Source organism: Pseudarthrobacter sp. TE3704 (assembly GCF_056279405.1).
On record NZ_JBWCCJ010000005.1, the window covers coordinates 102,465 to 115,855 of the forward strand.

At 60.9% G+C, this 13,391-nt stretch carries 9 protein-coding genes and 1 pseudogene; 9 read left to right on the forward strand and 1 reads right to left on the reverse strand.

The window, feature by feature from the left end; all coding sequences use genetic code 11:
- Positions 1-29: 29 nt before the first annotated feature.
- The 3 genes from ACZ9BC_RS14685 (at position 30) to ACZ9BC_RS14695 (ending at position 3,356) form a co-directional block, all read left to right on the forward strand.
- A complete protein-coding gene (locus ACZ9BC_RS14685) occupies positions 30-1,520 on the forward strand; it encodes a sugar ABC transporter ATP-binding protein (protein WP_476246581.1) in 1,491 nt (496 codons plus the stop codon).
- 62 nt (positions 1,521-1,582) lie between these two features.
- Positions 1,583-2,614 carry a sugar-binding transcriptional regulator gene (locus tag ACZ9BC_RS14690; protein ID WP_476246582.1) on the forward strand — a complete coding sequence of 344 codons (1,032 nt, stop codon included), beginning with the start codon at positions 1,583-1,585 and terminating at the stop codon, positions 2,612-2,614.
- Positions 2,586-3,356: an SDR family oxidoreductase gene (locus tag ACZ9BC_RS14695; RefSeq protein ID WP_476246583.1), complete on the forward strand. Its 771-nt coding sequence runs from the start codon at positions 2,586-2,588 to the stop codon at positions 3,354-3,356. Before ACZ9BC_RS14690 ends, ACZ9BC_RS14695 begins: the two co-directional genes overlap by 29 nt.
- A gap of 71 nt (positions 3,357-3,427) precedes the next feature.
- Here ACZ9BC_RS14695 and ribB read toward each other — a convergent pair.
- A pseudogene (gene ribB / locus ACZ9BC_RS14700) lies at positions 3,428-4,015 on the reverse strand (3,4-dihydroxy-2-butanone-4-phosphate synthase); the annotation flags it as partial.
- A 199-nt stretch (positions 4,016-4,214) separates the two neighbouring features.
- Between ribB and tkt the strand changes: the two are divergent.
- The 6 genes from tkt to ACZ9BC_RS14730 all read left to right on the forward strand — a co-directional run bounded on the left by tkt (position 4,215) and on the right by ACZ9BC_RS14730 (position 13,361).
- The gene (gene tkt / locus ACZ9BC_RS14705) at positions 4,215-6,362 is read left to right on the forward strand and encodes a transketolase (protein WP_476246584.1); all 2,148 of its coding nucleotides are present in this window, start codon (positions 4,215-4,217) and stop codon (positions 6,360-6,362) included.
- A gap of 29 nt (positions 6,363-6,391) precedes the next feature.
- Positions 6,392-7,501, forward strand: a complete 1,110-nt coding sequence (tal, locus tag ACZ9BC_RS14710; protein ID WP_476246585.1) for a transaldolase — start codon at positions 6,392-6,394, stop codon at positions 7,499-7,501.
- The gene (locus ACZ9BC_RS14715; protein WP_476246586.1) at positions 7,498-7,734 is read left to right on the forward strand and encodes a hypothetical protein; all 237 of its coding nucleotides are present in this window, start codon (positions 7,498-7,500) and stop codon (positions 7,732-7,734) included. Before tal ends, ACZ9BC_RS14715 begins: the two co-directional genes overlap by 4 nt.
- A gap of 84 nt (positions 7,735-7,818) precedes the next feature.
- A complete protein-coding gene (tpiA, locus tag ACZ9BC_RS14720; protein WP_476246587.1) occupies positions 7,819-8,631 on the forward strand; it encodes a triose-phosphate isomerase in 813 nt (270 codons plus the stop codon).
- 1,067 nt (positions 8,632-9,698) lie between these two features.
- A complete protein-coding gene (locus ACZ9BC_RS14725; RefSeq protein ID WP_476246588.1) occupies positions 9,699-10,445 on the forward strand; it encodes a GntR family transcriptional regulator in 747 nt (248 codons plus the stop codon).
- A 189-nt stretch (positions 10,446-10,634) separates the two neighbouring features.
- Positions 10,635-13,361, forward strand: coding sequence for a UxaA family hydrolase (locus tag ACZ9BC_RS14730; protein ID WP_476246811.1), 2,727 nt, complete (start codon positions 10,635-10,637; stop codon positions 13,359-13,361).
- Positions 13,362-13,391 lie beyond the last annotated feature (30 nt).

Genomic DNA, 13,391 nt, shown 5'->3' on the forward strand with positions numbered 1-13,391 from the left:
CGGCCATTCCCTAGTCAATGGAGCCTAAAATGCCTACCGAGGACAATCGCGGCCTTCGAGTCAGCGGCGTCACCAAGAAATACCCCGGCACCATCGCTGTCCAGGACGTAGACCTGGACATCTACCCAGGAGAGGTCGTAGCACTTCTGGGAGAAAACGGTGCAGGAAAGTCCACCCTCTCCAGCATCATCGCCGGCGTTACCCAGCCCACCACCGGGACAATGACGTGGAACGGCGAGCCCTATGCGCCCGCGACTCCTGGTGATGCCATTGCCGCCGGCATCGGGCTTATTCACCAGGAAATGCGCCTCCTGCCTGATCTGACCGTCGCCGAAAACGTCATGATCGGACGCTGGCCCATGCGCAGCGGCATGCTTGATGCACGGACCATGCGCGAAAAAGCCAAAGCCCAGCTTCAGCGCCTCGGTTTCAAGGGCAGCGTTGACTCACTTGTCCGGGACCTCAGCGTAGCCGGGCAACAGCAAGTGGAGATCGCCAAGGCCTTGATGTTGAATGCCTCCCTACTCATCCTCGATGAACCGACGGCGGCGCTGGGCCAGTCTGAAACTGACGCCTTGTTCGAATGCGTCCGCTCGCTTCAGGCCGAAGGCGTCTCGTTCATCTACGTCAGCCACCGGCTTGCCGAAATTGCCAAGATCGCGACCCGCATCGTCGTCCTGCGCGACGGACAGAAGATCACCGAGCATGCCTCCGGGGAAGTTTCGCCGAAGCAGCTGGTCGAGGAAATGGTGGGCCGCCCCGTAGAGCGGCTGTTCCCCGAGGTTCCCCCTCCCAGGGATAAAGTCGTGCTGGAGGTCAAGGACCTGCACGACAAGGACGGCAACTTTACTGACGTGTCCTTCAACGTCCGCGAAGGCGAAATCTTCGGGATCGCCGGAATCGTCGGTGCTGGACGCACCGAACTCGTCCGTGCCATTGCCGGTGCCCAGCACCGTCATAACGGCAGCGTCGTCCTGGACGGGAAAACCCTGAAGGCCGACGATCCGATGGCGGCCATCAAAGCTGGCATCGTCCTGATTCCTGAGGACCGTAAACAGCAGGGGCTGGTGGTGTCTGACACCATCGAGAACAACATCGCCTTGCCCAACATGGCCAAAATCAGCTCCGGCGGTTGGATTGCTCCGGCGAAGGTCCGCAAACTCGCCACCGGCGTTGCCAAGAGCGTCGGGATGAAAGGCAATGTCGCTTTGCCCGTAGGGTCCCTGTCCGGCGGCAACCAGCAAAAGGTTGTCATTGGTAAATGGCTCGAACGCAACCCGCGTCTGGTCATCCTGGACGAGCCCACTCGCGGTATCGACGTCGGGGCGCGCGCCTCAATTTATGAGGTCATTGCGGAGCTGGCACGCAACGGTGATGCCGTCATCGTCGTCAGCTCCGACCTGGAAGAAGTCCTCGGCCTGGCACACCGGGTGATGGTCCTGGCCCGCGGGCAAAACCAGGGCATCCTCGACGCGCACGAGGCCTCCCCCACCAGGGTCATGGAACTGGCAACAAGGTAGAAGATTAAGGAGGACGTGAAATAATTCGATCCCTAGCCTGCAGCCCTACCGAAGGACAGTCGTTGGTCTCGAGAAACAAGCCCCTTTCCTCCGAGCAGCTCGGACTGGTGGTCAAGTCCGCCCGGATGTACCACGAGCAGAAACTCAGCCAGGCAGAGATCGCCGAGCAGCTGCACGTGTCCCAGTCACGGGTGTCCCGGTGGCTGTCTGACGCTATCAAGCAGGGGATTGTCCGAACCATCGTTGTGGCCCCTCCAGGTACAGAGTCAGACCTGGAAGAAGCCGTGGCAGCCAAGTACGGACTACAGGCCGTCATCGTGGCCGATCCCGGCACCGACGACGAAGCGTCGGTCATCAGGTCACTGGGCGCAGCCGCAGCAGGTTACCTCGAAGTCACTCTCACAGGTGCGAACAGGGTGGGACTGTCCTCCTGGTCATCGACCTTGCTGGCCACCGTTGATGCCATGACGCCCAAGAACGTCAAAACCGCCGAAAGCGTCATCCAGGTCATCGGCGGGGTGGGCAACCCCACCGTCCAAGTGCGGGCGACGCATCTGGCTGACAGGCTCGCAAGCGTCACCAAGGCAACTCCCCGTTATCTTGCCGCCCCGGGCATCGTGTCCAGCAGGGAAGGCAGGGACGCGCTCTTCGCTGACCCGTTCGTTGCGGAAGTTGCAGCCGAATGGGAACGGCTGGACACCCTGTTGCTGGGCATCGGCAGCATCCAGCCCTCGCCCCTGCTGCGTGACTCGGGGAACTCACTGGGCGAAGAAGACCTCAGGAGCCTCGCCAAGGCAGGAGCCGTCGGAGATGTCTGCCTGAGATTCTTCGATGAACACGGCTCCCTTATCCAGTCCGGCTTGAATGACCGCGTCCTGGGGATCAGCCCGGAGCAGATGCTGAAAATCGGCCGCCGGATCGGCGTTGCAGGCGGCAGCAGGAAATACCCGGCCATCAAGGCTGCAGTTGAAGGCAGCTGGGTCAACGTACTCATTACAGACAAAGACACTGCGCAGAAACTGGAATCAGAAAAAGCGCCCACAAGACCATTCGCAGAGGAACACAATGAACAACGCACTGTCCTACTCTCTTGACGGCCGCACCGCACTGATCACCGGAGGCGGATCGGGCATCGGGCAAGCCATCGCCCTGGGCATTGCCCAGCAGAACGGATCCGTCGGCATCGTTGATCTGCCAGGAGACGGCCCGGAAGAGACCCTGCACCTGATTCGGTCAGCTGGTGCGAAGGCTACCTTCGTTCAGGCTGATGTCACCAGTGCAGAACAGATGGAAGAGGCCGTCGCGAAGATCCAGGCCGACCTGGGACCGCTCACCATGGCCGTTAATTCCGCCGGAATCGCCAACGCCGCCCCCGCCGAGGAGATGCCTCTGGCGCAGTGGCAGAAGGTGTACGACATTGACGTCACCGGTGTGTTCCTTAGCTGTCAGGCTGAAGGCCGTGCCATGCTCAAAAACGGGGGCGGGTCCATCGTGAACATCGCCTCCATGTCCGGGTCCATCGTCAACCGGGGACTTCTGCAGGTTCACTACAACAGTGCCAAAGCTGCCGTCATCCACCTCAGCAAGTCCCTTGCCATGGAATGGGCCGAGCGAGGCATCCGCGTCAACGCCCTAAGCCCCGGTTACACCATGACCAAAATGAACTCCCGTCCCGAGATGGTCGACCAGATGGAGGTCTTCGCCCAGGAGACCCCCATGAAACGCATCGCAGACCCTTCAGAAATGGCCGGACCGGCCGTGTTCCTGCTCTCGGACGCCGCCTCGTTCATCACGGGGATCGACCTGCTTGTTGACGGCGGATTCTGCGCCCAGTAACACAAAGCCCTGCTGGAGCCCCCGGAAACCCCGGGGCTCCAGCAGACTACGCATCTTTAGTTCAAAGCATCAATGAGCTGCGCGATGCTGATCACCGGGAGCCCCTTCTCCCGGCCCAGCTCCAGAAGCCCCGGCAGACGCATCATCTCCCCATCATCAGCCACAACCTCGGCGATGACGCCGACCGGTACCAGACCGGCCAGCTTCAGCAAATCCACAGCAGCCTCGGTATGGCCCGGCCGCTGGCGCACTCCCCCGTCCACTGCACGCAGCGGCAGGATGTGTCCAGGGCGAATGAGATCCAACGGGCCAGAGGCCGGGTCGGCAAGAACCCTTAGAGTCCGGGCCCGGTCTGTGGCACTAATACCAGTAGAGGATTGCCCGGCGGCATCCACCGTGATCGTGTAGGCGGTACGCAGGGAATCCTTATTGTCCTCAGTCATCAATGGCAGCGACAACGCATCAGCCCGCTCGTTAGTCATGGGAGCACACACGAAACCGCTGGACACCCGAATGATCCAGGCCAACCACTCAGGGGTAGCATGCTCGGCCGCCATGATGATGTCACCTTCGTTCTCACGATCTTCATCGTCGACGGCGATGACAGGCAGGCCAGCCTTCAGGGCTTCAACGGCGGCATCAATTTCAGCAAGAGACATGTCAATCCTAGATTCTTCGGAGGGGAAGCCGATATATAATTTCATGATAATGCAGTACTGAATGTTTATTCAGGCAGTGTCTTCCCGACTCGATCGTACCCTTGCAACTCCCCCACAACGCATTTGCACGGACACCGTTGCCAGCGACCTGCAAGCTGGCCTCTTTCCACAGAACCACCAGCTCAGAAAGTGACCTCAGATGTCGACATCGGCCAACAAGATCGCCGCAACGCCCACGCCAGTACTCCCTTGGACCGACCTGGACCAGCGCGCCGTGGATACTATCCGCGTGCTGGCTGCGGACGCCGTGGAGAAGGTGGGCAACGGCCACCCCGGAACGGCCATGAGCCTGGCGCCGGCTGCGTACCTTCTTTTCCAGAAGCTGATGCGCCATGATCCCCGCAACCCGGAGTGGCTGGGCCGTGACCGGTTCATCCTGTCCCCCGGGCATACGTCGCTGACGCTGTACATCCAGCTGTTCCTTTCCGGCTACGGCCTGGAGCTGAAGGACCTGCAGGCGCTGCGGACCTGGGGTTCGCTGACCCCGGGCCACCCTGAGTACAAGCACACGTCAGGCGTGGAGATCACCACCGGCCCGCTGGGCCAGGGCCTGGCCTCCTCGGTAGGTTTCGCGTATTCCCAGCGCCGGATGCGCGGCCTGTTCGACGCCGATGCTGCCGCCGGCGAGAGCCCATTTGACCACACCATCTGGGTCATCGCGTCCGACGGCGACCTGCAGGAAGGCGTCACGGCCGAGGCTTCCTCGCTGGCCGGCCACCAGGAACTGGGCAACCTCGTTGTTGTGTACGACGAGAACCACATCTCCATCGAGGACGACACCGACATCGCGTTCACCGAGGATGTCCTGAAGCGCTACGAGGCCTACGGCTGGCACGTCCAGCGCGTGGACTGGACCAAGACCGGCGAGTACAAGGAAGACGTGCAGGAGCTCTACTCGGCACTGCTTGCTGCCAAGGCCGAGACGTCCAAGCCGTCCATCGTGTCGCTGCGCACCATCATCGGCTACCCTGCCCCGAAGAAGCAGAACACCGGCAAGATCCACGGTTCGGCCCTTGGTGCAGAGGAAGTCGCGGCGTTGAAGGAAGTGCTGGGCTTCGATCCGGCCAAGTCCTTCGAGGTGGACCAGGACGTCCTGGCCCACGCCCGCTCCGTGGTGGATCGGGGAGCTGCTGCCCGCAAGGAGTGGGAAGAGTCCTTCAACGCCTGGCAGGCTGCCAACCCCGAGGGCTCGGCACTGCTGCAGCGCATCGAGGCCAAGGAACTGCCCAATGATGTTGACGCGGCCCTTCCGGTCTTCCCCGCCGGTAAGGACGTCTCCACCCGCGCCGCGTCCGGCAAGGTCCTGAACGCCCTGGGCCCGGTCCTGCCCGAGCTCTGGGGCGGCTCTGCTGACCTCGCCGAGTCGAACAACACCACCATCGAGGGCTCGCCGTCGTTCGTTCCGGCGTCCAAGCAGACCGACGCGTGGAAGGGCAACCCCTACGGCCGTGTCCTGCACTTCGGTATCCGCGAGCACGCCGCCGCGTCGATCGTGAACGGCATCAGCCTGCACGGCCGGACCCGCGCGTTCTCCGGCACGTTCCTGATCTTCAGCGACTACCAGCGCCCCGCCATCCGCCTCGGTGCACTGATGGGTGTCCCGTCCCTGTACGTCTGGACGCACGACTCCATCGGCCTGGGCGAAGACGGCCCCACCCACCAGCCGGTGGAGCAGCTCGCCTCGCTGCGCGCCATCGTGGGCCTGGACGTGGTCCGCCCCGGTGACGCCAACGAAGTTGCCGTTGCCTGGAAGACCATGCTCGAAAACCACGCCAACCCGGCCGGCATCGTCCTGACCCGCCAGAACATCCCCACGTGGGAACGCGGCGAGGGAGCGGCCGACGGCGACACGTTCGGTTCCGTCGCGGGCGTCGCCAAGGGCGGGTACGTCCTGGCGGAGGCTTCCAAGGACGGCGCGACCGTCCCGGCGGATGTGATCCTGATCGGCACCGGCTCCGAGGTCCAGCTGGCCGTCAAGGCCCGTGAAGCCCTGCAGGCCGAAGGCATCGCCACCAGGGTTGTGTCCATGCCCTGCGTCGAATGGTTCACCAAGCAGGACGCTGCCTACCGCGAATCGGTCCTCCCGTCCGCGGTCAAGGCCCGCGTCTCCGTCGAAGCAGGGCTGGCCCTGGGCTGGAAGGAATTCGTCGGCGACTCCGGCCGTTCCATCAGCCTCGAGCACTACGGCGCTTCCGCTGACTACAAGCGCCTCTTCCAGGAGTTCGGCATCACGGCAGAAGCAGTAGCGGCCGCTGCCAAGGACTCCCTCGCCGGCCTTCAGGCCTGAAAACCCAAAATTTCCAGGAGAAAAAGACAATGACTACTCCCACCCAGCAGCTCTCCGACGCCGGAGTTTCCATCTGGCTTGATGACCTTTCCCGCGGACGCCTGGAAACCGGTACCCTGGCCAAGCTCATCGAAGAGAAGAACGTGGTTGGTGTGACCACCAACCCCTCCATCTTCCACGCCGCCATCACCACCGGCACCGACTACGACGCCACGATCGCCAAGCAGGCAGCAGCCGGCGCGTCCGTCGAAGACACCATCTTCGAAATCACCACCACCGACGTCGCCGACGCCTGCGACCTGTTCGCCCCCGTGGCAGCAGCAACCAACGGCGTGGACGGGCGTGTGTCCATCGAAGTTGATCCGCGCCTCGCCTGGGACACCGCCGGCACCATCGCCGAGGCCAAGCACCTGTACAAGAAGGTCAACAAGGACAACGTCCTGATCAAAATCCCGGCCACCCTCGAAGGCCTCGAAGCGATCACCGCCACCCTGGCCGAGGGTATCAGCGTCAACGTGACCCTGATCTTCTCCCTGGAGCGCTACCGCGACGTCATCAACGCCTTCCAGGCCGGCCTGGAACAGGCCAAGGAGAACGGCCACGACCTCTCCAAGATCCACTCCGTGGCATCATTCTTCGTCTCCCGTGTGGACTCCGAGATCGACAAGCGCCTTGACGCCATCGGCACCGACGAAGCCAAGGCCCTCAAGGGCAAGGCAGGCGTCGCCAACGCCCGCCTGGCCTACCAGGTCTACGAAGAGCTCTTCTCCACCGAACGCTGGGCCCTGCTGGCTGACGCCGGCGCACTCCCCCAGCGCCCGCTCTGGGCCTCCACCGGCGTGAAGGACCCGGCCTACCCGGACACCCTTTACGTCACCGAGCTCGTTGCCCCCGGCGTCGTGAACACCATGCCGGAAAAGACCCTCGACGCCACCTTCGACCACGGCGTGGTCACCGGGGACACCGTCACCGGGACCTACACCGAAGCCAACAACACTTTGGACGCGCTCGAAAAGCTCGGCGTCTCCTACAACGACGTCGTCGCAATCCTGGAATCCGAGGGCCTGGACAAGTTCGTGGCCAGCTGGAAGGAACTCCTGGCCGACGTCGAAGGCGCCCTCGCCTCAGCACGGCAATGAAACGCGCCAAGCAGCTTAGGGATGGCGACCAGGCAATCGCCCAGGACTGGACCTCACTTCAGGCCGGCGACTTCGTTGATGTTATCGAGCCAGGAGGCTACACCTATACGGCCTGCATCGAGACCATGAGCGAAAAATCGGACATCGTCTGGATCAAGGCATGGGGTTTCGGAACACGGCATCTGCTGCACGAACTCGACGGAACCCAGCTGCACCGCCGGGAAAAGCCCTAGGCAATCCCCTGCCCGGGAACAGTCCGGTAAAGACAGACCACAAAAAGCACCATCAGCATCTAGCAAAAAGAAGCAGAGGAAGTCATGACCACATCTACCAACAGTTCCAGCCCGCGCAAACCCCTGATTGCTGGGAACTGGAAGATGAACATGGACCATGTTCAGGGCACAGACCTGCTGCAGCATCTGGCTGAGGCCCTGTCCGAAGCCAAGCATGATCCAAAGCGGGTTGAGGTTGCCGTTTTCCCGACGTTCACGACTCTTAGCACCGTTCAGGCTCTTATCCAGGACGATAGTTTGAATCTGGTCTGTGGCGGTCAGGACCTTTCTCCCTTCGACTCCGGCGCGTACACCGGCGACACCAGCGCCCAGTTCCTGGCAAAGCTCGGTTGTAGGTACGTTCTCGTTGGACACAGCGAACGCCGGACCATCCACAACGAGACCGACGACATCCTAAATGCCAAGGTCAAGGCCGCCTACCGTCACTCCATCGTCCCGGTGCTTTGCGTCGGTGAAGGCCTGGAAATCCGGCAAGCCGGAACGCACATTGATCATACGCTGGCCCAGCTGCGGGCAGGCGTTGAAGGGCTGACGAAAGAACAGGCATCCCGGCTGGTGGTCGCGTACGAACCCGTTTGGGCCATCGGCACCGGGGAAGTCGCTGGCCCGCAGGACGCCCAGGAGATGTGCGCCGCTATCCGCGCCGAACTGGCAGAACTCTTCGACGCCGACGTGGCAGCGACAGCGCGGCTCCTCTACGGAGGCTCCGTCAAAGCAAACAATGCCGCCGCCATTCTCAACGAGCCTGATGTTGACGGTGTCCTGGTAGGCGGCGCCAGCCTGGATGCAGTTGAATTTGCAAACATTGCAGGTTTCGAACGTCAGCCAGCTAACTGACCCAACTAAGTTACCCCGCGCACCTGACCCGTCGCACCTCGAGGGTGGTGCAGCCAGCCTCACGCTGCACCACCCTTTACAACGCCGATGAAATCGAAGACATTGGCCAACTTCTGCACCTCTCGGTCAACTGGCATAGTTGTAGGTGCGGGTATCCCCAAGGCTCGCCTTCGAATTCGATCGCCACCGGATAGCTGCGGTCGTTCCCCAGGCCCCGGTCCAGCGCCCTATACGCAGCACCAACCTCTCCGCATACAGAACAATTCGCGACCGACGGTTTGAATCCCCAAGCGTCTGGTCCAAGTCCTTGCTCCGGGTCAGCAGGTCGCGGGCCTGCTTCATCCAGAACGCAGGACCGTCAGCAACAGCTACTGCACATCCATACCGGTGACGACGGCGTCAGCGTCCAACTCGCGGAACGGCGGAAACGCCCGGTCCAGTGAAACAACATCAAAAGCAAGCTCCAACAGCTAAGGCCGGGGAATTCGTTGATTAACTGCCGGCCCGGAAACAGGCGAAGGCGCACCTTCACGTCGGCGAGCAGGTCCTCGTCTGCACCTTGAAGCAGGAAAACTGCATACACTTTGATTGATTAGATGATGCTGGCTGCATCTAGCGATTAGTCCGAGAACGAGCTGCCAATAGACCGAGGTATTAGCAGCAGCTTCTCCTTGACACGCCCATCGCTCCATCTACCGCGGCCCGGGAATATCAGGGGGTCATGACCTCGACTGCCAACTACGGAAAGGAAGCCGATCATCGAGCTGTTACCGGTCAAAACGGTACTTTCTCGACTTCTATTTGCGAAACGGTGCGCGAGGAAGATAGCGGCTGTCACGCCTACCCCAACCTCCGGGACCTTCTCGCGATAGCCGACCCATTGGCCTACGCTGCTGGCCTGTTGCGTCCCCGACTACCCTAGTCGTGACGGTGCCCCAGCTGCTGCAGCAGCCAGGGCTTGCGCCTCGAGAAGTGATGTGCCACACTTCGAAGCATAGAAAGTGTATACAGTTTAGACGGACGGCTCGCATGGTATGCGGCTTTCGTCGGGATGTGGCGAGGTCGAGATGGTTGAAACACCAATAGAAGCAGTAGCCGATGACACGGCTGCTGAACCCCGGAAGCTGGTTTCGTTCGCCCACCGCCAGCTAAGGGAGGCGATTCTTACCAATGCGATTCCGGCGGACTCAACGATTAGCCAGGTCCAGCTTGCCAAGCATCTTGGGGTGAGCCGGACTCCGCTGCGTGAGGCGCTCCGGCTGTTGGAGCATGAGGGCCTCGCCACCGTGGAAGTGAATAAGAAGGTGACGGTGGCCAAGGTTTCGCCCGAGGATTTGGATGCCCTCTATGCGCTGCGGATCCAGCAGGAATCACTTGCAATTTTCAAGTCCGTACAGAAAGCCGACCAGGACCGCCTTGACCGTTCGCGCGAGCACTTGGAGGGCATGCAGTCTGCAATTGGCGACCACGACTATATGCGTTGGGCCAAGCATCACCGCATCTTTCACATGAGCTTGGTCGATGGCGTAAGTGATCGGTTCTGCAAGTCCATTCGTCAGAATTTCGACCATGCTGAGCGATACCGCAGGATCTACGTCAATGAGTCTGATACAAACTGGAACCAAAGCCAGGTGGATCACCAGAGCATTTTTGATGCCCTAGTCGAGGGAAGCCCTGCAGGTGCAGCAGAACTACTCGCCGCGCACTATTCACACACGGCCAAGGGCGTGCTCGCGGCCATCGACGCCGGATACACCCCTGAGTTGATGAATGCCGCCGTGACGATGGCTATCAGCCTCCGATTCCAGCAGTAACAACACCCCACAGCCGGGTCAGAACTACGCAACTGGTTCACCAGCGCAACAGCGATCAGGGTCGGCAAGCCAATTTTCCAGTGATTACCAAGCGTCTAGGTTTACCCCCTCATTCCTGCCCTCAGGACGAGGGCCCGAGCCGGGCCAGCTAAGACAACGCGATGACATTCCAATGGAGGAAGCGTGAGCATGAATACGTGCGGCCAGTCAGGCCCCACAAACGCCCAGCAGAAGAACACCACGCCGCGGTTCCTTCTGCCCGCGCCCGGGGACAACGCAGCCATCGCAACTGAACGAATTGAAGCCGGCGATCTCATCGAGATTGAAGGTCAGCTGCTCGCCGTCAAGACGGCCATTCCCAAGGGCCACCGCTTGTGCGTGAAGAGGATCCAGAAGGATGAAGAGGTGCTTTCCTGGGGTTATCCGTTCGGCTACGCATCCGTTGATATCAACCCTGGAGATTATCTCTGCAACGAACGGATGAAAGATGTCCTGACGATGCGAAACCCCCAGGACTACCCCCGCGGTCTAAGCGTAAATTTCATAGATCGGGACAGCACCAAGGAACAGGCGCTCCCGCAAAGGCAGACCCTCGCCAAGAACGAGCGCAAGCAGGATTCCGGTCCGGCATTCATGGGATACTACCGAGGCCCAGCTCGCGGTTGGGGCACCAGGAATGACGTCGCAATTATTGGCGTCACTTCCCGCGCCCGGTCCCTGGTACTGGCGGCTACGGAGGATCTTCAGCGGTACGTGCGCGGCCTGGAGAATGTCGATGCCCTTACGCCCGTCGTCCACACTGAAGGCGGCAGCTCCGGAGCCATGCACAACAAGGCCCTGCTGCTCAGGACGTTGGCAGGGTTTGCTGTAAACCCGAATATCGCAGCAGCTGTATTCGTGAACGACCCGGACTCACCCGTTTCAAACGGCGAACTGCTTAACCAGCTGAATTCTCTCGGGAATGCCCATCTTGAAAGCAAAATCCGGTACTTCGTCAGCGGCGGTGATTCCGGTGAATCGGTTTCGGCGCTGACAGCACTCGTCCGGCCGCTCCTGGATGGTGCCGCAAAGTGCGTGCGTGAGCCGGCGCCGCTTGAAGGACTGAAGGTGGGGCTGCAGTGCGGCGGTTCAGATGCGTTCTCCGGGGTAACGGCCAATCCGCTGCTCGGCGCCGTGGTCGAGAAGCTGCTGCAGGGCGGCGCGACGGCAAATCTAGCCGAGACCGACGAACTTATCGGCGCCGAAGAGCACGTGCTGGCCAAGGTAGCTGAGCCAAGCATCGCAGAAGAATTCCTGGCCAAGCTCAATGCCTTCAAAAACTATGCTCAACGCCACGGCCAGACCGCTGAAGGAAATGTTTCAGGAGGCAACCTCTACCGCGGTCTCTATAACATCACGCTGAAATCGCTGGGCGCTGGACGAAAAAAGGACCCCAACACCGCACTTGAGCACGTCATCGCGTACGGAGAACGCATGGAGCTGCCCGGTTACTACTTCATGGACAGCCCCGGCAACGACTTGGAAAGCATCGCAGGTCAGGTGGCAGCGGGAGCAAACCTGATCCTTTTCACCACGGGGAACGGTTCGATCACTAACTTTCCGTTCGTTCCAACGATCAAGATCGTGACCACGAACGAACGCTTCGCACTGCTCGAAACGGACATGGACTTCAACGCTGGCCTGCTCCTTGATGGGCTGGGACAAGAAGACAGCGCGCAACAGTTGCTGGAGCTCACTTGCCGCATCGCCTCCGGTGAAAAGAGCAAAGGCGAGTACACCGGACAGTCTCAAGTCCAGATTTGGAGAGATTGGCGCCAGGATGGCACCCGGAGCACGGACGCAAATCTCGGCCATTCCACCATCTGCTCCGGGAAACCCCTGCTCCCCGCAGCGCAACGAAGCGCAGTACCAGCACATTTCTCGAAGGATTACGACTCCGGCGCGGAGCGCAGGAGGACTATCGAGATTCTGCCGACGAGCCTGTGTTCGGGCCAGGTCGCCGAGCAGATCGCCGCCAAAATGAACGCCTCGCTCACGGACGCCGGGTCATCAAACGCATGGCAAGTGGTCGCCCTGCCTCATACGGAGGGATGCGGCGTCTCTGGAGGTGACGCGGAGGAGATCTACACCCGGACCATACTTGGCTACGCGATGCATCCGGCTGTCTCTCACACCATTTTCCTTGAGCATGGATGCGAGAAGACCCACAACGACTTCTTCAAAGACAGTTTGAGGAACCGTGGCGTTGATACAAAACATTTCGGATGGGCAGGGATCCAGAATTCCGGAGGCATCACGGCAGTGTCGAACATAGTCGGTGACCTTATTCAGGATCATATCCATGCAGCCAGCAGCGACATGCCAGGTGAACCGGCCGGCCGCATTATCGGCATAGCTACAGCGGCCGCACCCAGCGAATCCGTCGTTGGAATGGCAGTTGATCTCGTCCAAGGACTGCTTGCCGAAGGAACCAGCGTCATCGTCAGCGAGACCGACCTCCTGCTGACATCGGAGGCGTTCCTGGAAAAACTCAAGATCGACTCCGCCCACCCGACCATTCCCTACGCAGGATCGGTCGAGGCAGCCGGCCTGCACGTTATGCAGGCCAGCACATCGGACTGGCTCGAGATCTCCACCGGGCTGGGCGCCACCGGCGCCGAAGCCCTCATAGTTTTTGCCCACCAGCGCCCGGTCCAACCGCACCGGATGCTTCCGGTCCTGCAGATCGGCACCGGAACCATACCCAGCACCCACAAAGTGTTTGACATCACCGCAAACAACCAGAATTTGTCGGTGACCAGCGAAATCATCTCCAAACTCAACGAAATTCATCGAGGACACTACGTACCTGTAGTGACAGCCCGCCCCAATGTCGGATTCCAGATATCCAGAGGGGCCTGGGGCGTCTCGCTCTGAACAACCACAAGAACCACCAAGAGAAAGACC

Excerpts from the sequence above, each read along its gene's own strand:
- ACZ9BC_RS14695 (WP_476246583.1), top strand. The coding sequence starts at position 2,586 with ATGAACAACGCACTGTCCTACTCTCTTGACGGCCGCACCGCACTGATC.
- tkt (WP_476246584.1), top strand. The coding sequence starts at position 4,215 with ATGTCGACATCGGCCAACAAGATCGCCGCAACGCCCACGCCAGTACTC.
- ACZ9BC_RS14725 (WP_476246588.1), top strand. The coding sequence starts at position 9,699 with ATGGTTGAAACACCAATAGAAGCAGTAGCCGATGACACGGCTGCTGAA.
- tpiA (WP_476246587.1), top strand. The coding sequence starts at position 7,819 with ATGACCACATCTACCAACAGTTCCAGCCCGCGCAAACCCCTGATTGCT.
- tal (WP_476246585.1), top strand. The coding sequence starts at position 6,392 with ATGACTACTCCCACCCAGCAGCTCTCCGACGCCGGAGTTTCCATCTGG.
- ACZ9BC_RS14715 (WP_476246586.1), top strand. The coding sequence starts at position 7,498 with ATGAAACGCGCCAAGCAGCTTAGGGATGGCGACCAGGCAATCGCCCAG.
- ACZ9BC_RS14685 (WP_476246581.1), top strand. The coding sequence starts at position 30 with ATGCCTACCGAGGACAATCGCGGCCTTCGAGTCAGCGGCGTCACCAAG.
- ACZ9BC_RS14730 (WP_476246811.1), top strand. The coding sequence starts at position 10,635 with ATGAATACGTGCGGCCAGTCAGGCCCCACAAACGCCCAGCAGAAGAAC.